This window comes from Exiguobacterium sp. s64 (assembly GCF_018618035.1).
In the GTDB taxonomy this organism is placed as follows: Bacteria; Bacillota; Bacilli; order Exiguobacteriales; family Exiguobacteriaceae; genus Exiguobacterium; species Exiguobacterium mexicanum_A.
In genome coordinates this window covers 25,392-44,198 of sequence record NZ_JACSLH010000010.1, presented here as the reverse complement: position 1 = coordinate 44,198, position 18,807 = coordinate 25,392, and the positions used below count along the sequence as shown (strand labels likewise).

At 53.0% G+C, this 18,807-nt stretch carries 23 protein-coding genes; 9 read left to right on the top strand and 14 right to left on the bottom strand.

The features are described 5' to 3' along the window. Window positions 1–10 precede the first annotated feature (10 nt). From KNP64_RS12880 to KNP64_RS12850, 7 genes are all read right to left on the bottom strand, one after another. Window positions 11–484 (bottom strand): PTS sugar transporter subunit IIA, encoded by a 474-nt coding sequence (locus KNP64_RS12880; protein WP_034776548.1) that lies wholly within the window; start codon window positions 482–484, stop codon window positions 11–13. Window positions 485–641: 157 nt separating this feature from the next. Next, window positions 642–1,631: a lipoate--protein ligase gene (lplA, locus tag KNP64_RS12875; RefSeq protein WP_034776545.1), complete on the bottom strand. Its 990-nt coding sequence runs from the start codon at window positions 1,629–1,631 to the stop codon at window positions 642–644. Window positions 1,632–1,699: 68 nt separating this feature from the next. Then, window positions 1,700–2,587, bottom strand: a complete 888-nt coding sequence (locus KNP64_RS12870; RefSeq protein ID WP_240731253.1) for a Cof-type HAD-IIB family hydrolase — start codon at window positions 2,585–2,587, stop codon at window positions 1,700–1,702. A gap of 89 nt (window positions 2,588–2,676) precedes the next feature. Continuing rightward, the gene (gene hemG / locus KNP64_RS12865) at window positions 2,677–4,062 is read right to left on the bottom strand and encodes a protoporphyrinogen oxidase (protein ID WP_138859876.1); all 1,386 of its coding nucleotides are present in this window, start codon (window positions 4,060–4,062) and stop codon (window positions 2,677–2,679) included. Then, window positions 4,055–4,984 carry a ferrochelatase gene (hemH, locus tag KNP64_RS12860; RefSeq protein WP_214763645.1) on the bottom strand — a complete coding sequence of 310 codons (930 nt, stop codon included), beginning with the start codon at window positions 4,982–4,984 and terminating at the stop codon, window positions 4,055–4,057. The genes hemG and hemH overlap by 8 nt, the downstream gene beginning before the upstream one ends. Next, window positions 4,981–6,030: a uroporphyrinogen decarboxylase gene (hemE, locus tag KNP64_RS12855; RefSeq protein ID WP_214793796.1), complete on the bottom strand. Its 1,050-nt coding sequence runs from the start codon at window positions 6,028–6,030 to the stop codon at window positions 4,981–4,983. Before hemE ends, hemH begins: the two co-directional genes overlap by 4 nt. Window positions 6,031–6,146: 116 nt before the next feature. Beyond that, on the bottom strand, window positions 6,147–6,452 hold the full coding sequence (locus KNP64_RS12850; protein ID WP_214763643.1) for a MerR family transcriptional regulator: 306 nt from the start codon (window positions 6,450–6,452) through the stop codon (window positions 6,147–6,149). 127 nt (window positions 6,453–6,579) lie between these two features. Between KNP64_RS12850 and KNP64_RS12845 the strand changes: the two genes are divergently transcribed. After that, window positions 6,580–7,878 carry an ammonium transporter gene (locus KNP64_RS12845; protein ID WP_138859879.1) on the top strand — a complete coding sequence of 433 codons (1,299 nt, stop codon included), beginning with the start codon at window positions 6,580–6,582 and terminating at the stop codon, window positions 7,876–7,878. A gap of 39 nt (window positions 7,879–7,917) precedes the next feature. On the opposite strand, the gene KNP64_RS12840 is transcribed toward KNP64_RS12845, so the two are convergent. Together KNP64_RS12840 and KNP64_RS12835 are read right to left on the bottom strand one after the other, a co-directional pair. After that, window positions 7,918–9,048, bottom strand: coding sequence for an ABC transporter permease (locus tag KNP64_RS12840; protein WP_214793793.1), 1,131 nt, complete (start codon window positions 9,046–9,048; stop codon window positions 7,918–7,920). Next, entirely contained in the window at window positions 9,045–9,782 is a 738-nt protein-coding gene (locus KNP64_RS12835) for an ABC transporter ATP-binding protein (RefSeq protein ID WP_138859881.1), read from the bottom strand. Before KNP64_RS12835 ends, KNP64_RS12840 begins: the two co-directional genes overlap by 4 nt. A gap of 167 nt (window positions 9,783–9,949) precedes the next feature. On the opposite strand from KNP64_RS12835, the gene KNP64_RS12830 reads away from it, so the two are divergent. Continuing rightward, the gene (locus KNP64_RS12830; protein WP_034776523.1) at window positions 9,950–10,204 is read left to right on the top strand and encodes a GlsB/YeaQ/YmgE family stress response membrane protein; all 255 of its coding nucleotides are present in this window, start codon (window positions 9,950–9,952) and stop codon (window positions 10,202–10,204) included. A 46-nt stretch (window positions 10,205–10,250) separates the two neighbouring features. Here the strand turns inward: KNP64_RS12830 and KNP64_RS12825 are convergent, their stop codons facing one another. After that, window positions 10,251–11,300 carry a hypothetical protein gene (locus tag KNP64_RS12825; protein ID WP_214793790.1) on the bottom strand — a complete coding sequence of 350 codons (1,050 nt, stop codon included), beginning with the start codon at window positions 11,298–11,300 and terminating at the stop codon, window positions 10,251–10,253. Between the two features lie 131 nt (window positions 11,301–11,431). Between KNP64_RS12825 and KNP64_RS12820 the strand changes: the two genes are divergently transcribed. Beyond that, on the top strand, window positions 11,432–11,860 hold the full coding sequence (locus KNP64_RS12820) for an HIT family protein (RefSeq protein ID WP_214752373.1): 429 nt from the start codon (window positions 11,432–11,434) through the stop codon (window positions 11,858–11,860). A gap of 50 nt (window positions 11,861–11,910) precedes the next feature. Here KNP64_RS12820 and KNP64_RS12815 read toward each other — a convergent pair whose 3' ends face one another. Then, a complete protein-coding gene (locus tag KNP64_RS12815) occupies window positions 11,911–12,240 on the bottom strand; it encodes a hypothetical protein (RefSeq protein WP_232938993.1) in 330 nt (109 codons plus the stop codon). 174 nt (window positions 12,241–12,414) lie between these two features. Between KNP64_RS12815 and KNP64_RS12810 the strand changes: the two genes are divergently transcribed. Beyond that, window positions 12,415–12,771 carry a hypothetical protein gene (locus KNP64_RS12810; protein ID WP_235420126.1) on the top strand — a complete coding sequence of 119 codons (357 nt, stop codon included), beginning with the start codon at window positions 12,415–12,417 and terminating at the stop codon, window positions 12,769–12,771. Window positions 12,772–12,831: 60 nt separating this feature from the next. Continuing rightward, window positions 12,832–13,395, top strand: a complete 564-nt coding sequence (locus KNP64_RS12805; protein ID WP_021066715.1) for an HTH-type transcriptional regulator Hpr — start codon at window positions 12,832–12,834, stop codon at window positions 13,393–13,395. Here KNP64_RS12805 and KNP64_RS12800 read toward each other — a convergent pair. Next, window positions 13,379–13,717 carry a DUF1878 family protein gene (locus KNP64_RS12800; RefSeq protein WP_235420124.1) on the bottom strand — a complete coding sequence of 113 codons (339 nt, stop codon included), beginning with the start codon at window positions 13,715–13,717 and terminating at the stop codon, window positions 13,379–13,381. The two genes, KNP64_RS12805 and KNP64_RS12800, sit on opposite strands and share 17 nt — an antisense overlap. 151 nt (window positions 13,718–13,868) lie before the next feature. Between KNP64_RS12800 and KNP64_RS12795 the strand changes: the two genes are divergently transcribed. Then, window positions 13,869–14,867 carry a peptidylprolyl isomerase gene (locus KNP64_RS12795; RefSeq protein ID WP_034776518.1) on the top strand — a complete coding sequence of 333 codons (999 nt, stop codon included), beginning with the start codon at window positions 13,869–13,871 and terminating at the stop codon, window positions 14,865–14,867. A 38-nt stretch (window positions 14,868–14,905) separates the two neighbouring features. Here the strand turns inward: KNP64_RS12795 and KNP64_RS12790 are convergent, their stop codons facing one another. After that, window positions 14,906–15,778 (bottom strand): HD domain-containing protein, encoded by an 873-nt coding sequence (locus KNP64_RS12790; RefSeq protein ID WP_371815354.1) that lies wholly within the window; start codon window positions 15,776–15,778, stop codon window positions 14,906–14,908. A gap of 172 nt (window positions 15,779–15,950) precedes the next feature. On the opposite strand from KNP64_RS12790, the gene KNP64_RS12785 reads away from it, so the two are divergent. The 3 genes from KNP64_RS12785 to KNP64_RS12775 all read left to right on the top strand — a co-directional run bounded on the left by KNP64_RS12785 (window position 15,951) and on the right by KNP64_RS12775 (window position 18,279). Further along, a complete protein-coding gene (locus KNP64_RS12785) occupies window positions 15,951–16,868 on the top strand; it encodes a magnesium transporter CorA family protein (RefSeq protein ID WP_214763635.1) in 918 nt (305 codons plus the stop codon). A gap of 61 nt (window positions 16,869–16,929) precedes the next feature. Then, a complete protein-coding gene (dinB, locus tag KNP64_RS12780) occupies window positions 16,930–18,021 on the top strand; it encodes a DNA polymerase IV (protein ID WP_251126450.1) in 1,092 nt (363 codons plus the stop codon). A gap of 39 nt (window positions 18,022–18,060) precedes the next feature. Further along, a complete protein-coding gene (locus KNP64_RS12775; protein ID WP_029595983.1) occupies window positions 18,061–18,279 on the top strand; it encodes a YhzD family protein in 219 nt (72 codons plus the stop codon). Between the two features lie 32 nt (window positions 18,280–18,311). On the opposite strand, the gene KNP64_RS12770 is transcribed toward KNP64_RS12775, so the two are convergent. After that, window positions 18,312–18,806: a hypothetical protein gene (locus KNP64_RS12770; protein WP_214763632.1), complete on the bottom strand. Its 495-nt coding sequence runs from the start codon at window positions 18,804–18,806 to the stop codon at window positions 18,312–18,314. Window position 18,807 lies beyond the last annotated feature (1 nt).

The window sequence follows — 18,807 nt, the reverse complement described above, 5'->3', positions numbered from 1 at the left end:
ATGAAACGGCTCAATAAGAAAACGCTTTCAAGTCCATCGTCTTCAAATGATACAAACCGGTCCGGCTCTGTACGTGGACGAGCGCCTGCAGTGTCTCGTCATCCATGAGCAAATCGTCCATCAATTTGTGGAGCGCCGACTTCTTCGCTTCGGTCGTTGCCGTGATGAAAAAGATCGCCTCGGCCCGAATGGTTTCAGCAGCAATCGTCTGCATCGCAAACGGGTGATTAAGATGTAACAACGTGATTCCATCTTGTTTCGAAACGTGGAGCGGTACATCGACGACAGCGACCGGTACGGCGACATCTGTCACGCCAGACGGGATCGTCCGCTCTTGTTCGATGACGACGCGCGCGAATGACTCATCGACAATCCCTCTTCCTTCTAACTCAAGACCGATCGCGCGGACAGCGAGGTCAAACGTCGGTTGCTCCGTCACCCACATCCAATTCGCGTCCATCCACTCTGTGATAAATCGGTACATATTGTTTCCTCCTATTGGTTGAACCCAATTTACGAAAGCGCTTGCATTGATTATGATACGCCTCGTCGAAACGACGCGCAACGGTCCACACAAGATGTCACGAAAACGCCAAAAAGAAGGGACCCTGTTCAGAGCCCCTTCTTCCCTCAAACCCGCTTCAGCTAATGAGATCGACGAGTTCTTCGAGCTCGACGTTGCCAAAGTAATGTTTGACGTCAAGCTGTGACAATTGTTCCCGAATCGCGCCGCGTTCGAATCGCGTCCCGACGAGTACTTGTTCGACATCATGGATATCACCGACGCCGAAGAAGTCGCCGTAGATTTTTGCTTCCGTGATCGTCCCTTTGTTGACGTTCAAGCGGACATCAATCGTGCCGATCGGGAAACGACGTTTCGACTCGACATCAAACTTCGGCGATTTCCCAAAGTTCCAATCCCAGTTCGCGTAGCGTTCTTTCGAGATGTCCTGAACGATCTCCCAGTCCTCATCGCGAAGCACGTAACGCTCGGGTTCTTGTCCGTCATAGATTGAGTGAAGGAGTGCCTCGACGAAGTGCTCCATCGCCATCTCTTCTTCTAAAAACTCGGTGATGTTGGCGACACGGCTCCGGACCGACTTGATTCCTTTCGAGCGCATCTTCTCTTCTGAGACGTTGAGCGAGTTGACGACTTCCTCGATGTTCGAGTTGAACATGAGCGTCCCGTGGCTGAACATGCGGCCGCGCGTCGTGAACTGGGCGTTACCGCTGATTTTGCGTTCGCCGACTTGGATATCGTTACGTCCCGTCAACTCCGCCTCGACGCCGAGCTGTTTCAAGGCATCCACGATCGGTTGCGTGAACTTCTTATAGTTATTGAACGAGTTGCCGTCATCTTTTGTGATGAAGCTGAAGTTCAAGTTCCCTTCGTCGTGATAGACGGCCCCGCCGCCCGAGAGGCGACGGACGACGTCGATCCCGTTCTCTTCGATATACTTCAAGTTGACTTCTTCTGACGTGTTTTGGTTCTTACCGATGATGATCGACGGGCCGTTAATATAGAACAAGAAATAGTCCTCATGCTCGACGTTCAAATGTTTGAGGATGTACTCCTCGACCGCCAAGTTGAGTTTTGGGTCCCGGATGTCCGGGTTGAAAATAAATTTCACAGTAAGTTCCTCCTAAGGATGTTCGTTAGTTGTATTATACGAGACGTCGGCCCGGCGCTACAACTCGTTTACTTCCATTCTCCTGTCATGACGCGTTTCAATGCGTTCGCGACACCATATTCGTCGTGACGCTCGGTGACGTGATGGCTGATGGCGATCAAGTCTTCGTGACTATTGCCCATCGCGATGGCTTTGCCGGCGACCTCAAACATCGGAATGTCGTTCAAGTTGTCGCCGATGACGACGACTTCTGACAAATCGACACCGAAATGCTCGGCCAGTTTTTTGATGCCGTGCCCTTTGTCGGCCCCGTTCGCCATGACCTCGATGTTATCGTTGCCTGAAGACGTGACGTAAACGCCTTCGACGCGCTCATCGATTTCCGTCCAAAGTGACGACATTTTCTCAAAGTGGCTCGAGAAAGCGATGAATTTATAGACGCGTCCGGCCTCATTCTTGATGAAGTCCTCGATGTCTTCGACGAGACGAACGTCCTCGTTAACGTAATATCGTTTGCGGAAAAACTCATACATCTCGAGCGACCGATCGTCCCCGTTCTGTTTCAAGTTCTCCATCGTCGCATCGATCAAGTCGAGTCGACTCGCGACGAGTCCCGCCTCTGAGTACATCTCATAGAAGACGTCCGAGTATTTATGGTCTTGATGCAACACCGATACGACCTCGAGCGCTTCTTCCATCGTCAAATCGATTTCATGTAGCACGTCGCCGGTTTCCGTCAACACTCGTCCGCCGTTTGAAGAGACAATCGGGCACGTGAGGCCGACCTCATCGAGGATTTCTTTCGCATTGAAGTAATTGCGTCCCGTCGCAATCGCAAAGCGAATCCCTTGCGCTTCTGCCGCACGGACGATTTCTGCCGTCTCGGGTGCGATTTTCGTGTGGTTGTGCAGGATCGTGCCGTCCATATCAGATACGAACAATTTATACGTTGTCATCAACATCCACTCCTCTTTTTCTGTTTCGCTTATAACTATAACAAAAAGAGAGGCCATCGGAATAATCCGACACCTCCCTTCATAAATCTTTAATCTTCTTCCGAGAGCGCCTTGATCTGTTCATGGACGCTCTTGATGCAGTCCGGCATGCCAATCCCGTCGTAGGCGATGCCCGCGAGCAGGATGCCCGGATAGACGCGGCCCATCTCGGCGCGTAGCGCGCGGACCCGGTCGGAATGGAAGACGGCGTATGGCGGCAGCCCGTCCCGGAGCCGGCTGACGACCGTCTCGAGCGGGGCTGCTTTAATCGTCATCAAGCCGCCAAGGTCCCGAAGTGCGGTCGTCACAATCTCGTCATCAGACGCATCGACGATGTCATCGGCGCCCGGTCGTCCGAGAAAGACGCGCAGGACGTGATACCCTTCCGGCACGGCGTGCGGCCATTTTTGGTCGATGAACGTGCACGCGGTGATCGTCACGTCCGCCTCTTGGCTCGTGACGAAACCTGTCCCGACGAACGGCAGCTCGATATCGTCTTGTTTAAACACGAGCGAGCACGTCGCCGTCGCGTGCGGCTTCATGTCCGCGAGAAAATCGCTGTCGACTTTCGGCAAGAACTGGCGGATGAGCCGGGGCGGGACCGTCAAGATGAGGTGATCGGACTCGATATCCCCACGGTTCGTCAATAGTCGATAGCCGCCCTCAATCTCCTCGACTTGTTCGACCGAACAGTTCAAGACGATTTCAGTGCGCTCTAGCCGTTCGGCTAGACGGTCGGTGAGCGACTTCAACCCTCGTTTGAGTGAAGCGAACTGTCCGACTTTCTTCGCCCCGACTTCAGCGACCCGCTGCTCGGGACGAAGGTGACGCATTCCCTCATACAAGTTGCCGTATTTCTTCTCGCCTTCGATAAATTGCGGGAACGTCGACAACGCACTCATCTGATCGATATCTCCCGCATAAATCCCGGAAAGAAGCGGCTCGATCAACCGGTCGACGATCGGGTCCCCGACGCGCTCGCGTAAATAAAGCCCGAGCGAGACGTCCGTCTTCGGCGCTTCGACGTCCGGGGGCGACAACAGCATCTTCCGAAGCGTGGCGTGTTCTTCCTCGGACAAGAGTGTCGTATCCTTGAACGCATCGACGTCGAGCGGAATGCCCATGACCGTCTGCTTCGGAATCGGATGTAATCCGTCATGATGGAGCACGTACGCTTGGCCGACGCCGTTCCGGACGATCTCATCGCCGAGCCCGACCTCATGAATCAAGTCGGTCATCGCCGTTTTCCGGAACACATACGAATCCGGCCCTCGTTCGACCGCAAATTCCCCGGTCTCGAACGTATCGATTTTTCCACCTAAACGGCCGCTCGCTTCGACGAGCTTGATGGTGACGTCTTCCGGCAAATAACGCTCGGCATAAAAAGCGGCGGTGAGACCTGTGATCCCACCACCGACAATCGTTACATTACGCATGATGTACAATCACGCTTTCCATTCGATCGGCGATGGCTTCAATGAAGCTACGCTCCGCGTTTGGCATGTTTGGACGTGCATAGTGGACGCCTAGGCGGTCACAAACGACTTTACATTCCACGTCGTTATCGAAGAGCACCTCGAGATGATCCGCGACGAATCCGACCGGCGTATAGACGAACGCCTCATAACCATGCTTTTCATAAAGTTCAGCCGTCAAATCTTGGACGTCCGGTCCGATCCACGGGTCAGGCGTGTTGCCCTCTGACTGCCAACCGACCTCATAGTTCGGTACGCCCGCCGCTTGGGCGATTTTATCCGCCGTCTCTTTCAATTGATCCGGATACGGGTCGCCGCCTGCCAAAATCTTCTCTGGGAGACTGTGTGCCGAGACGATCAAGCATGCCTTCTCGGCCGGCACCGGCAAGTTCGCAAACGTCGCCTTGATTGCTTCCGCCCACCATTTGATGAATTTCGGCTCATCGTACCACGATTCGACCGAACGGATCTCGATGCCGTATTTCGCGGCTTCTTCATGCGCCCGCCCGTTGTACGACTTGACGCTGTATGACGAGTAGTGCGGAGCCAATACGACCGACACCGCTTCTTTGATGCCGTCGTTTGCCATTTGCGCGACCGCATCTTCTACGAACGGTTCGATGTGCTTGAGCCCGATGTAGAGCTTGAAGTCGATCTCACCGGCGTGACGCTCGTTCAAGATGTCACGGAGCGTCTCCGCTTGGTCGATGGTAATCTTCGCGAGCGGTGACACGCCACCGATGGCCTCATAGCGCTCCGTCAAGTCTTGGAGTGCTTCCGGTGATGGTTTACGGCCATAGCGGATGTGTGTGTAGTAACGCTCGATATCTTCAGGTTTGTATGGTGTCCCATAAGCCATTACGAGTAATCCGACGGTTTTCATAATGATTTGCCTCCCATTTTTTCACGTGAGTAGTCATGGATAAATGCTGTCAATTTGACGAGCACGGACGGATCGACTTCCGGGAACACCCCATGTCCCAAGTTGAAGACGTATCCAGGTTGCTTCATCCCCTCGTCGAGGATTTCTTTCACTTTCGCTTCGATGACCGGCCACGGGGCCAGCAAGAATGACGGGTCAAGGTTGCCTTGGACCGCTTTCGTGATGCCGCGGTCGCGCGCCTCTTGAATCGATAGGCGCCAGTCGAGTCCGACGACGTCGAGCGGCTGGTCTTGCCACTCTTCGACGAGATGGCTCGCTCCGACACCGTGCATGATGAGCGGGATGTCGAGCTTGCGCAACTCGGTGAAGATCCGTTCAGTCGTCGGTTTGATATAACGGACATAATCCTTACGGCTGAGCGTCCCGACCCATGAGTCGAACAATTGGAACGCCTGGATCCCGGCTTCTGCCTGCGCCGTCGCATATGTGATGACCATGTCGCCCAGTTTCTCCATGAGCGCGTTCCACACGTCCGGCTCGGCGTACATGAGTGCTTTCGTTCGGTGGTAGCTCTTCGAAGGACCACCTTCAATCATGTAGCTCGCAAGCGTGAACGGTGCGCCTGAGAATCCGATGAGCGGAACTTCCAAACGTTCCCGAAGCAAACGGATCGTCTCGAACACGTACGAGATGTCGTCCGTGTTGAGCGGTTTTAAGCGTTCCACGTCTTCCATCGTCCGGTACGGGTTATCAATGACCGGACCGATGCCGCTCTTGATTTCTACATCCACGCCCATCGACGGGAGTGGCGTCATAATATCTTTATACAGAATGGCCGCGTCGACTCCTAGTTGTTTTACCGGGAGCTCTGTCACGTAGGCACACAATTCGGCATCATGCGTGATTTCGAATAATGTCCTCGTTTTTTTGATCTCACGATATTCTGGTTGGTAGCGTCCGGCTTGGCGCATGTACCAGACGGGCACATAGTCTGTCGCCTCTCCTCTAAACGCCTTCAAAATAGTATCGTTCATACGTCGCGTCATTCCCCTCTATAATTCTCCTACACTCTTCTTCTATAGGTATGTGAACTCAAAAACATTATACAGAAATTAATTAGAATAATGCTAATGTGAAGCATTTTCATTGTGTTTTCTTTGTGTCATTTCTTTGGCGGATACGTGCGGAAGGCTGAATTGAGCTGACCTCGAATCAAATCGTCACGCTGTTTCGACGACAGACGCTTCTCGCGCTCTTTGATGTCTTGAATTCGCCAGCCATCCTCAAGTTTCGACGCTACATCGACCAATCGCTCGACGTCATGGAAGGAATATTTACGTGACCCACCTTTTGTCCGATCCGGAAAGACGAGCCCTTTCGCTTCATAATAACGGACTTGTCGCTCCGAAAGTCCTGTCAGCTCAGTGATGACGCCCATCCCGATTACTTTCTTCGACTTATAGTCCATCGCTCGTCCTCCTCCTTCATAAAAAACTATGTCAGATAATCTGACAAATTGCAATCCAAGTCGAATTTTTCGTCTTACACTGAAAACAACTTTTGAATCATCAATCGCAAAAAGGAGGAATCGCAACATGGAAGACATTTTATATTATATGGACACGCTGTTCGTACTCATCGCTGCACTGCTCGTCTTAACGATGCAACTTGGTTTTGGCTTGCTCGAGACGGGGACGCTCCGGGCTAAAAACGCCGGGCACGTCGCAGTCAAACAAATCATCAGCCTCTCTGTGGCGGCACTCGCCTTTTGGGCCGTCGGCTTCGGCCTCTCCTTCGGGGACGGGACCCGCTGGTTCGGGACGGAAGGATTCTTCATGAACGGATCGTTCACGAGCCTTGATTGGGCCAACGTCTCGATCGACATCAAATTCTTGTTCCAGTTGTCGTTCGTCGCTGTCGCACTCGCCATCGCCTGGGGCGGTTTTGCGGAGCGGGCCAAACTTTCCGCGTACGTCTTGTTCGGTATCTTCTTCGTCGCCATCCTCTATCCGATCGTCGCCCGCTCCGTATGGGCCGGTGGACTCCTCGGATCGATGGGGATGCAAGACTTCGCCGGTTCGGCCGTCGTCCACCTTCAAGGCGGAATGGCCGCCCTCATGGCCACGATCATCTTGAAACCACGTCGTAAAACCGAATCACTCGCCGGTCACAACCACGTCTTGACGGTCGTCGGTGGACTCGTGCTCTGGCTCTGCTGGTTCGGATTCAATGCCGGGTCGACGATGTCGGTCGCAGATGGATTCTTCGGTTACGTCGCTCTTACGACGATGCTCGCCACGGCTGCCGGTGCCCTCGGCGCCCTCGCCATCGTCATGATGCATAAGAAGACAGCGGACATCCCGACAATCGTCAACGGTGTGCTCGGGGCGCTCGTCGCGATCACTGCTGCCTGTGCCTTCGTCGAACCATGGGCCGCCGTCGTCATCGGTGCCGTCGCTTCAATCGCCACATACGGTACGAGCATCCTCATGGCAAAATATATCGATGACCCGCTCTGTGCTTTCTCGGTACACGGGGTCGCCGGAATCATCGGGACGCTCGCGCTCGGATTCTTCGCCTCGCCTCGCTTGGTCGAGATCACAGGCATCGGTTCGGCCGGCCTCTTCTACGGCGGCGGCTTGGGTCAACTCGGTGTTCAAGCACTCGGCGTCTTGATTGCAATGGTCATCGCTGGTGGCGGTAGCTACGCCTTCTTGAAATTGCTCGACGTCACGATCGGTCTTCGTGTCACGGAAGAACAAGAAGATATCGGCCTCGACATCGCCGAGCACGGTGTATCCGCATACGGTGAAGTCGAGACAGAACCTGAAACTCCGGCACGCCTCCCGAAAATTCTCGGGTCGAGTGTATCGGTCATGTCACCGAAGAAATAACGACAACAGTCAGGGACACCCAAAGCGGGTGTCCCTGTTTCATGTCAGTCGGCTCAAATAGTACCGGACGACCATATATGCGAGCACGAGACCGACGAGCGCGTCCCACGTCGCCCCGAACATGAGCGAAGCCGCGCCAAGGGCGAGCATTTGCGCGAACAACAGCCGTGTCGCCCACCATTTATAGGCGACGAGCCGCTCGGCACGTGTGATCGGCAACCACGACGCCATCGACACCGTGTCGAGTCGTTTAAACAATGGGACGAGTTGCAAGGCAGTCAACCCGACGAAAAGCGGGACGACCAACCCGACGTACCACCCGCCCGAGAGCCACATGACGACGAGCGCGACGGCGGAAAGACGCAACACGAGATCGAGCGAGTCGTTCGAGCGCATGACCCGGAGGCCATAGACGTACCGTGCCGCATCGGCCCGTTTCAAGACCGAGCGCTCGAGCAGGCTGACGATGAGCGATCGTTCCCGCACATCTTCCCGCATCGCCGGGACATCGACGAACCAACTGACGACCCGGTTGAACTGGGCTTTGCTCTTCTCTTCAAGCAAGAGCCAATCGAACAGCGGGATGCGTCGATTTCGTCGCACGTGGAGCAAGATGAATGGGATGAGCGCCGGCACCGGTGTCAACATCGGCACACCAAACAGGATGAGAAAGCCGCTCGCGAGCGCGCTCGGCAAGACGACATATTTGACCCCCTCCAACTTGGCGAGCCGCCCCGCCACCGAGATCAGGACACTCGTCGCGATGATGGTCCCGACTTCGACCGAGGTGAGCGCTTGCGTCCGGACGAGCAACGGCAACACGACGAGCATGATGAGGACGGCACGGACGGCAGCGAAGACGACGTTGAATAGTCGAACGCCGTTCATGAACGTTTGCATCTCACCGAGTCGCGGCAATAAGAAGACTTGGTCCGCTTCTTGAATCAATGTGCGGGGGCGATGCCCGAGCGGCAGAAGCAACCAGAGGAGCGCCACAATCCATTCACTCGGGAATGCCGGGTCCAAGTCCGTCAAGAACTGGTTGTAAACGAACGCTCCGTAAATGAGCGTGAAATAAAGTGTGAACAACAAACCGCCGTTCGCCACGTACCGGCTGTATTTCACGACGTCCTCCACCCAGACGCCAAATCGTTGTTTGAACACGTTCATTGCTTCCGCTCCTCGGCATCAATCGCCTCGACATAAATGTCATCGAGCGTGGCGTCCGGACGAAGACCATATGTCTCGCGCAACTGCGCCGCCGTACCGGTCGCGATGACCGACCCCTGGTGCAAGAAAACGAAGCGGTCGCAGTGACGTTCCGCCGTCTCCAAGATGTGGGTCGACATCAAGATGGCGCAATCTTCCTTATACTCATCAAACAATCTCAATAGTTGACGAATCGCGAGTGGATCGAGTCCGACGAACGGCTCATCGACGATGAGGAGCGGCGTCTTTGTCACGAGTGCACAGAGGATCATCGCTTTTTGCCGCATTCCTTTTGAAAAAACGGACGGAAACCAGTCCAATTGCTTCTCCATCCGCATATCTCGGGACAATCTTTCGGTCCGGATTTTCAGGTCGGCCTCGTCGATGTCATACGCTTTCCCGATTAGCGTCAAATGTTCACGCAACGTCAATGTGTCGTATAAAATAGGGGTCTCGGGTATATAACTTATTTTCTTACGATAGTTATTTTCCGAAGAAGCGAGTGTCTCACTATCGACTTCGACCGATCCCGAAATCGGATCAAGCAATCCTAAAATATGTTTGATCGTCGTCGATTTCCCGGCGCCGTTTAGCCCTATGAGCCCCACGAGCTCACCTTTTTTCACTTCAAACGAAACATCGTGTAACACTTGTTTACCTATATAACCGCCGTTCAACTGGTCGACGTGCAACATGAAAACTCCACCCCTCATTTTCAACTTTTTTTCGTGATATATGTTTTAAAAGCTGTCACATGGGAATAATCTGAACTGTAAGGCATTTTAAAACTTATTCATTACTTCCATTGTTCCATAAAATTGTTAGGAAGAACAATGGACAAAACAGAAAGGAGAATGTTTTTATGGGTTGGATTATCACTTTAATCGTCGGGGGTATTATCGGTTGGTTAGCAGGTCTTATTTTAGGTAAGGATGTACCAGGTGGCGTCATCGGGAACATCATTGCCGGTATCATCGGTGCTTGGCTCGGTGGCCTCATCTTCGGAGACTTCGGTCCTGCAGTTGGCGGCATCGCGATTATTCCAGCACTTCTCGGTGCGATTATCTTGATCTTGATCGTATCGTTCGTTATGAAGTCAATGAACAAAAAGCGCTAATCCAGTGCTAGAAAAACGGGACCCTCGGCGAGGGTCCCGTTTTTTGTCATGTGAGGATGAGATAGAGGGCCTCATCCCGCTCGATGAATCGTTTCTCGCTCTCCAAGCGCAAAAACGTGAAAATCGACTCGAGCAGCGTCCGGTCGTAGCGCCATTCGACACCGAGGTCCGTTTCGACTCGCTCGTTCGGTTCACCTAAAAGCGCAATGAGGTCATCCGGCCGCTTCTGTAAATCGATGTCGATGCGTTCGACGCGCCCGTCAACAAACCGTAACTCCATCCCCACATAGCGCCAAACGTCCCCTCGCTCCATCGGTTCACCAATCTCGTCGAGGACGGTTTGTTCACGTTTGTTCATCAGCCCTTCGATCGTCTCAATCGAGTGACCTGTCTGAGCTTCGACTTCGATTTCAATCAACTCGGCCCGATCAAGATCGAACTGCCCGGCGACGGTCTCAGCTTGTTCCGGCAACAAGGCAAACGCCAAGTCATCGTCTTCTGTCAGCGTCACGACCTCAGTCTCGGTCACCGTCGACCCATCGATGACGGCGACGGCTTTCACGTCATAACGACCCGGCATACGCTCGAGTGCCACCTCACCGCCCCCTTCATCAATTCGACCGACTTGTGCACCGTCCACCCACACGTTCGTCAACGGTACGTCCGATGTCACAACGAGCGTCTTCGGCAACAATTCAATCCGATAGTCCGAGAAACCAAATCGTCCTGCCCCTGTATCGACGAGCCGGAACAAACCATCCGTCTCCATACCTTGCTCCCGGTCGGCGCGGTCCTGCGCTACTTCCGAGATGGCCTCGCCCCGAATCGTCTTCTCTTCATTCAACCAGCCCATGAAGCGGAGCGCCTCGGCTCGCGTCAGCGGTTCTGATTCATACTCGACGTTCTCCTGGAAGAAGCTGACATCCTCGTTCAACAGCGCCTCTTTGAACCGGACATGAATCTTGTCATTGGCGGCTGCCGGTTGATATCCCCAGCGATAGACGGCCCCGGCGATCAGCCCGAGCACGATTGTCGCAAGGAGGACATAATAGATTCGCCTCCACCGTACCGTTTTTTTCGATCGTACATACGCCATCCGTTTACTTCCTCTCTTGATTGCTGTTGTTTCTAGTCTAAGACGATTCATCCTCCCGGACAATCATTCTTCCGCCTGAATTTCCATGTTATGATGAAGTGGAATAGTCATTTACGAATGGAGGAACCCACATGCACACTGAAGCCAACTGTATTTTTTGTAAAATCGTCCAAAACGAGATTCCTTCTTATAAGGTATACGAGGACGACGCCGTCGTCGCGTTCCTCGATATCTCGCAGGTCACGAAAGGCCACACGCTCGTCATCCCAAAACATCACGCCCGAAACATTTATGAACTGTCAGCCGATGTCGCCCGGGACGTCTTCCAAGCCGTGCCTGCTATCGCAAACGCCATCCAGCGCGAGACGGGCGCGATCGGCATGAACATCCTATCGAACGCCGAAGCAATCGCCGGACAAACGGTTTACCATTTCCATATGCATCTGTTGCCACGCTATGGCGAGACAGATGGATTTGACGCAAAATGGGAGACGCACCAAGACGATTACTCCACTGAAGACATGCAAGCCATCGCTGCCGGCATCAAAGCGAAGCTATGAAAAAATGGACCGCCGCTCCTGGAGCGACCGGTCCATTGTCTTATGTGCCCTTATGACGAATTGATCGAATCGAGATGACGTTTCCTCTCTTCCTCGATTTGGGCCCGTTCGACTTGTAATTTAATCGCTTGCTCGTACAACTGTTGCCGCGATTTGACAGATTCCGCTTGTTCGAATTCTTTTCTTAACAAATTTAGACGGGCGTCTATTTCAACGAGTCGCTTTTCAAGCAAAGTTTGTTTACGCGTCTGTTCATTCTGTTCCGACGCTTCATATCCCGCCTCGAGTGCTTCCATTATTGTCTGTGCCCAAGGGTCATCTCCCAGTCGCTTGGCCGCGTTATACAGGTCTAGCATGTCATCAACCCAACGCTTTTGCATGTTCACTGGAGGTCACCTTCCTTTACCCATAGTTTAAAATAAAATGATTTTTCGGTCAAAATTGAATGTTCTGAAAAATTTTATTTAAGATATAGGTTTTTAATCACTCTTTTTTGGTAAAATAATATGAAAAGAATGTATTGTAGCATCAGTGTGCTTGAGGAGGGGAATGTATTGTCGAGTCACAATCGTCGAGAGTGGGTTGCATTTGGCTTCGTCGTAGCGTTTTTAGGGGTTGCGACCGTGAAGAAAATCGCCCGTGGAACGGCAAATGACGCCGCGGCCAATCAACACCGGGCGTCCACAATCACTACGTTGAAAGAACAATTCCAAAAAGTTGCCAAGGACGCGTCGCAAGTAGCCGCGGCCGGTAAATTGCAAGGGAAAGAATTGACGGATCAAGTGAAAGCCGAAGTCGAACGTTATCAACAAGACATTCAGCCTTCAATCGAGCGGATCCAAGGAAACCTAGACGAGCTTTCGAACGTACAGTCAGACATGACCGAAGCGAAAGCGGAAAAGACCAACTGACCGGTCTGTTGTCATCGCCCGTCGTTTTAGTCACATTGTATCCGGAAAGGATGGATCGACATGGAACATGAAAAAGAATTCACTGGCCCTGAGGCCATGCTCTATAGTCATAAAATCATTCAACTTAGTAAGGCATTGTGGAAGACGGTCGAGAAAGACTGGCAGAATTGGATCAAGCCGTTCGATTTGAACATTAACGAACACCATATTTTATGGATCGCTCACGCCCTCGGCGGCGCCTCGATCTCAGAGATCGCCAAATATGGGGTCATGCACGTATCGACGGCGTTCAACTTCTCGAAGAAACTCGAAGACCGCGGTTTGCTCACGTTCTCGAAAAAGGAGACGGACAAACGAAATACGTACGTCCAATTGACGCCTGAAGGTGAAGCGCTCTTGCTCGAGACGATTCATGCGTTCGATCCGGAAGAGAACGGCGTCTTCCGCGCCTCCCTCCCGCTCCAAGAATTGTACGGGAAATTCCCGGACTTGACGGACATCACAGCGATCGTTCGCCGCTTGTATGGCGACAACTTCATGGACATCTTCGCTGAAACATCGAAGATGATCACAGAAGAAGCCGGACGTCGCCCTGAGGACGACGAGATCAGTAAAGAAGCTTGACCTGCCGATACAGCGGTTCCGTGACGTCTAGCGCCATTCCTTGGCGCACGCACGCCTCGAGAATCGTCTCGGCCTCTAAATGAGGATGAAGCATGCCGACGAAATGAACGAGCAAAGGCTCTACGGACGACAGACCGTAGCGCGCTTGCTCGTTTTGTCGTTCTCGGATATCATCAAGCAGCGCGAAAAACGCGACGACTTCTTGCCGTGTCAGATTCGCCTTGAGCACCTCATGTTCAAAGGGCCGCTCCGACCAATCGACCGCCCCGAGCAACAGTTCCATTTGAAACGATAATTGATTGATTTTCTCTTCTAACGACACGTTCTCCACCCCATCATTTCACATTCTATTTCATCATTATACGACACGTTTCTGTGCTATGATACTACACAGGCAAGAGAACAGCTGTTATCATTAACAAAATGTGGTATAGTCGGATTTAGAAACTTATAGATTTTTAGGGGTGGAATATATGTCAAACGGAATGACGAACGAACCGAACAAACAAAACAAGAAGTTTTCAACAGGCGCCCTCGTCGGCGCATCAGCGATTGCACTTCTCATCGGTGTCGGCGGCACATATGCGGCGACAAACGGCGGATCTTCGGACAACTCAGCAGTTGTTTCCTTTGAAGGCGGCGAAGTGACACGCGGCGAGATCGCGGACATGAGCTACGACCGTATGGTCCCACAACTAGCTTTCCAAGAAACGATGAACGAGTTGCTTGAAAAAGAATACGGCGACAAAGTCGAACAAGACAAAGTTGACGAAGAGTTCAGCAAGACTGAAGAGCAGTTCAACTCGAAAGAAGAGTTCGAGCAAGCGATTCAACAAGCTGGCATGACTGACACGGACGAGTTCAAAGAAGCGCTCCGCGGACAAATGCTCGTCGATGCAGCGAAGTCAGAACTCGTCGAAGTGACGGACGAAGACATCGAGGCACAATTCGCGAAAGAGAACGTCGAAGTCAAAGCGAGCCACATCCTCGTTGAGACAGAAGAAGAAGCCCAAGCGATCATCAAAGAATTGAACGATGGCGCTGACTTCGCAGACGTCGCGAAAGAGAAATCGACAGACACAGGTTCTGGTGAAAAAGGTGGCGACCTCGGTTACTTCTCAGCCGGCGCCATGGTCCCAGAGTTTGAAGAATACGCGTTCCAAGAAGACGTGGTCGGCAAAGTATCTGAGCCGGTCCAATCACAATTCGGTTTCCACGTCATCAAAGTCATGGATCGTAAAGAAAAAGATCTTAAACTCGAAGACGAGAAAGATCGCATCCGTGAAGAATTGGCAACTGAAAAAGCAGCCTCTGTCGACGCGAACAAGATCTACGCCGAGTTGATCGAGAAATATAACGTCGACGTGAAAGATGCGAAAGCTTCAACACAGTTCGACGCTGTGAAAGACGCCATTAAAGCGTCAGAAGAAGGTACAGAAGAAGCACCGGCCGAAGAATCGACCGAGCAATAAGCAAAAGACGTCCCGCGGGACGTCTTTTTTGTATGCCTTCATAGCTTCGGTTTATAAAACGCACGGTTATCGAGTGCCATGACCCGCTCAGTGAACGCTCCGGGTTCGATCCCCTCGAACGCCTTCTCGAACATGTTCATCCGGGCATCGATGTTGTCGATGAAGAACAACATCTCAGCTTCCGGGAGCTGTGGCGCGTTCGCCGATCCCCACTCCGGTTTCCCGTGATGACTGAGGACGAGATGTTGGAGCAACGTCACGACTTCGCGTTCGGTCCCGAGTTCTCGGGCCACGACCTCGATTTCAGACGCCATGAGCGACAAGTGGCCGAGCAGTTTGCCTTCAAGCGTATACTCCGGCGTGATCGCATCCGACAACTCGATTACTTTCGCCAAGTCGTGGAGCACGACACCTGAGACGAGCAAATCACGATTCAATTGCGGGTACAGGTCACACATCGTTTCAGCGAGTTTCAGCATCGACAAGACATGGAACGCAAGGCCCGAATAGACCGCATGGTGGTGTCGCACCGCAGCCGGATACGTGAAGTAAGCCTCTTCGTTCCGGTTGACGAGCGCAGTCACGAGCTCACGCATGCCCACGTGTCCGATCGCATCGATATAGCCGCGGATTCCCGTCTCGAGTTCCGACTTCGGTACAGGTGCCGAACGGACGTATGGCGCGATGTCCGTCTCCCCTTCGATGATGGAGATTTGTTTGAGCTTCAGTTGGGTTCGCCCGCGGTAATCCATCACTTCTCCGGAAGCGTGGACGATTTTCTTCGTCGCATATTTATCCGTGTCGGCGCTATCCCATACTTTCGTCTCAATCTCTCCGCTCTCATCGCAAAGAATGAGCGTCAAATATGGTTTGCCATTTCCGGCGAGTCCTCGATAGGATTGTTTGATCATGACATATTGGTTTAACGTGTCGCCCACTTTGAGCTGACCGATTTTAGTAGTCGTCAAAAAAAGCACCTCTCTTCTTGTCAGTACCTTCATCTTAACGAAAGTTCACGTGAGATGCCAACTTTCTTAGGAAAGCGGGAATACTTGAGGGAGAAGGAAATTGGGGGAATGGAAGATGAGTTGGAAATGGTATACACGACCCGAAGAAATCGTACAGGTCGACAATCATTATGAAGAAGCGTACACGTATTGGCTCGAGCAGTTGACGACGGCGAAAGTCACAAAAATCATTGTCGAGCAAGACTATATGTATGGCTCGCTCACGCTCGACTATGAACAGCTCGAGCGCGAACCGCAAAAGATCGGGCACTACTTCGTGACCCGGGATTTCTTATGGACGATCGGGTTTGATGACATCTATTGCCAGTCAGTGGCGGCCAAGCAATACGATACACCAATCGAGGCGTTCTATGATTTGCTCGCTGAAAAGATGGACTATTACTTTCATGGCATCGATGAATATGAAGAACGGTTGATGGTCGCCCAGCGCGAGATGAGCGGGCAAGTGCCGCCCCAGTTCATGAATGAGATTTTCGGGCTCCGCAGCGAAATCGAACGATGGTCCGATACCGTCGTCCCGTACCGCGAACTGCTCATGGCCGGGCGCGAGGCGTTTCTCGACATGGACCTAAACGAATTGAGAGCGTATCGTCTCGCCAAATATCGAGTCAATCGGCTCCTGACGTTGATTGAACATTACCAGGAAGACATCATCGCGATGACCGATTTGGCCGCGACGTTGTCAAACTTCCGTGGCAACGAGATCATGAAGGCGCTCACCGTTTTCACGGCCTTGACGACGCCCGTCGTCGCGTTCGGTGCGGTCTGGGGCATGAACTTCAAACAAATGCCCGAGCTCGAGTGGCCGCTCGGCTATTTGTTCGCCTGGCTTATGATCATCGGCTTCACGGTTTTGATTTATTTCTGGTTAAAGCAAAAAAATTGGATTGGGTCACTCCTGCAATTCCCGAATCAAATCCGTAGCCAAGAAAAGTTGGATAAACAGCGCAGCAAACGAAATAAGCAAAACTAGCAAAAAACGAACAAAAGTTCGGTATACTGAAAGGAGCAGATGATACAGAAAGGTGATGTTCATGGAACGATTGATCATCCATGTTGATATGGACGCGTTTTACGCCTCGGTCGAACAACGCGACCGCCCTGACTTGCGCGATAAACCGGTCATCGTCGGTGGCGCCCCTCACAGCCGTGGGGTGGTCGCCACTTGTTCGTATGAGGCGAGAAAATACGGCGTGCACAGCGCCATGTCGTCACGGCGGGCGTTCGCACTCTGTCCGCAGGCGACGTTCGTCAAACCGCGGTTTCACGTCTATCGGCACGTCAGCCAACAAGTGATGGCCATTTTCAAATCGATCACGCCGCTCGTCGAACCGCTCTCGCTCGACGAGGCGTACTTGGACGTGACGGAGAATACGCTCATGAGCACGTCCGGCCCTTATATCGCGCGTTACATCCTTGGGGAAATCAAACGCCGGACCGGACTGACCGCTTCGGCCGGGGTCGCCCCGTCGAAGTTTGTCGCCAAAATCGCCTCAGGATTCAACAAACCGAACGGACTGACGGTCGTCGAGGCGGATGACGTCGAGGCGTTCCTCGCCCCGCTCCCAATCACGACGATGCACGGGGTCGGCAAAGTGACCGCGCAGACGTTGTTCAAGCACGACTACCATACGATCGCCGATTTGCAGGGCACCCGCCCCGAGCAGTTGAAGGCCATCTTCGGCCACGACCGGGGAAATCAGTTATATGAGCTCGCCCACGGTCGGGATAGCCGCCCCGTCGTCCCGACCCGGGAACGAAAATCGATCGGCTCCGAGACGACGTTCGCGTTCGACCTCGACGACCCGGAAGAAGTGTACGAACGCGTCATCCCGGAAATCGAAGACGTGCTCCATCAGCTCGACCGCCGTGAGCTCAGCTGTCAGACGGTGACAATCAAAATCAAGACGAGCGAGTTCCAGGCCCGGAGCCATCAAATCAAATTGAACCATCCGACGCACGACCATGACGAGATTAAACGGCTCGCCCGCCGTCTGTTCGACGAGATGGCGATCACCGAACCGGTCCGCTTGATCGGGATGACGGTCTCAGAGTTGATTCCGCGTACCGAAACGGCCCGTCAGCTCACGTTCGAGGAGCTGACGAAACCTTCGCTTGAAGAATGAATAGTCATTCAGTACAATGGAAGCAAAGGGGGCGAACGGATGGAACAGTATACGATCACAGCGTTCGAGAACGACGGCACGGTCGTCTTGAACGATTCATTTACCGCGGCAAGCGATGACGAGGCGAAAGCGAAAGGGCTCGCGATGCTCGAGGAAGCCGGGCACCTCCATAAAGGGGCCCGCATCGCACGTCGCGGTCAACTCATCTACTTCGAGCGCTGTAAACTGCCAGGAAAACTGAAAGGCACGGCCTCATAATAGAAGCGCCTCGGGAATCCCGAGGCGCTTGTTCATTCGCTATATTTGGCTTCCCACTCGCTGCGCCACTCCATGTAATCGGGATGCAGCTCTTCCGCCGTCTTCCCATCGAGTGAATAGCTCGCTCCGGTAAGCGGCTCGGCCGAATCCGGATATGACGTCCCGCCGATGATCTCGCCGTCCACCATCATGACCGAGACGTTCGTCTGGCCGAGTTCTGCGACTTCATCGAGCGGATGGTTGCGGACGATGAAGTTCTCATGTCGAATGTCACGTCCAATATAGTCATCCGGCGGCGTCATCTGGACTTGCCACGTACTTTGCGTTGGCAACTCAAGCAGGTCTGCCTTTTCAAAGCTCAACGTTCTATTCCCTTTATAAGAGACGACGTCATAGCCTTGCTCCTCTAAGTACGCCTTGGCCACTTTGGCGTCCGCCCCGAGCGTCGGTGCCGGCTGTTCGCTCTCATTCGAGCAGGCCGCCAGCAAGAACACAGCCAAAATCATCCCAACTCGTTTCCACATCATC

What these genes read in the sequence shown, in the direction of transcription:
- KNP64_RS12880 (WP_034776548.1), bottom strand. Translation starts at nt 484, where the DNA reads ATGTACCGATTTATCACAGAGTGGATGGACGCGAATTGGATGTGGGTG.
- KNP64_RS12870 (WP_240731253.1), bottom strand. Translation starts at nt 2,587, where the DNA reads ATGACAACGTATAAATTGTTCGTATCTGATATGGACGGCACGATCCTG.
- hemG (WP_138859876.1), bottom strand. Translation starts at nt 4,062, where the DNA reads ATGCGTAATGTAACGATTGTCGGTGGTGGGATCACAGGTCTCACCGCC.
- hemH (WP_214763645.1), bottom strand. Translation starts at nt 4,984, where the DNA reads ATGAAAACCGTCGGATTACTCGTAATGGCTTATGGGACACCATACAAA.
- hemE (WP_214793796.1), bottom strand. Translation starts at nt 6,030, where the DNA reads ATGACGCGACGTATGAACGATACTATTTTGAAGGCGTTTAGAGGAGAG.
- KNP64_RS12850 (WP_214763643.1), bottom strand. Translation starts at nt 6,452, where the DNA reads ATGGACTATAAGTCGAAGAAAGTAATCGGGATGGGCGTCATCACTGAG.
- KNP64_RS12845 (WP_138859879.1), top strand. Translation starts at nt 6,580, where the DNA reads ATGGAAGACATTTTATATTATATGGACACGCTGTTCGTACTCATCGCT.
- KNP64_RS12840 (WP_214793793.1), bottom strand. Translation starts at nt 9,048, where the DNA reads ATGAACGTGTTCAAACAACGATTTGGCGTCTGGGTGGAGGACGTCGTG.
- KNP64_RS12835 (WP_138859881.1), bottom strand. Translation starts at nt 9,782, where the DNA reads ATGTTGCACGTCGACCAGTTGAACGGCGGTTATATAGGTAAACAAGTG.
- KNP64_RS12830 (WP_034776523.1), top strand. Translation starts at nt 9,950, where the DNA reads ATGGGTTGGATTATCACTTTAATCGTCGGGGGTATTATCGGTTGGTTA.
- KNP64_RS12825 (WP_214793790.1), bottom strand. Translation starts at nt 11,300, where the DNA reads ATGGCGTATGTACGATCGAAAAAAACGGTACGGTGGAGGCGAATCTAT.
- KNP64_RS12820 (WP_214752373.1), top strand. Translation starts at nt 11,432, where the DNA reads ATGCACACTGAAGCCAACTGTATTTTTTGTAAAATCGTCCAAAACGAG.
- KNP64_RS12815 (WP_232938993.1), bottom strand. Translation starts at nt 12,240, where the DNA reads ATGCAAAAGCGTTGGGTTGATGACATGCTAGACCTGTATAACGCGGCC.
- KNP64_RS12805 (WP_021066715.1), top strand. Translation starts at nt 12,832, where the DNA reads ATGGAACATGAAAAAGAATTCACTGGCCCTGAGGCCATGCTCTATAGT.
- KNP64_RS12795 (WP_034776518.1), top strand. Translation starts at nt 13,869, where the DNA reads ATGTCAAACGGAATGACGAACGAACCGAACAAACAAAACAAGAAGTTT.
- KNP64_RS12790 (WP_371815354.1), bottom strand. Translation starts at nt 15,778, where the DNA reads ATGATCAAACAATCCTATCGAGGACTCGCCGGAAATGGCAAACCATAT.
- KNP64_RS12785 (WP_214763635.1), top strand. Translation starts at nt 15,951, where the DNA reads ATGAGTTGGAAATGGTATACACGACCCGAAGAAATCGTACAGGTCGAC.
- dinB (WP_251126450.1), top strand. Translation starts at nt 16,930, where the DNA reads ATGGAACGATTGATCATCCATGTTGATATGGACGCGTTTTACGCCTCG.
- KNP64_RS12775 (WP_029595983.1), top strand. Translation starts at nt 18,061, where the DNA reads ATGGAACAGTATACGATCACAGCGTTCGAGAACGACGGCACGGTCGTC.
- KNP64_RS12770 (WP_214763632.1), bottom strand. Translation starts at nt 18,806, where the DNA reads ATGATGTGGAAACGAGTTGGGATGATTTTGGCTGTGTTCTTGCTGGCG.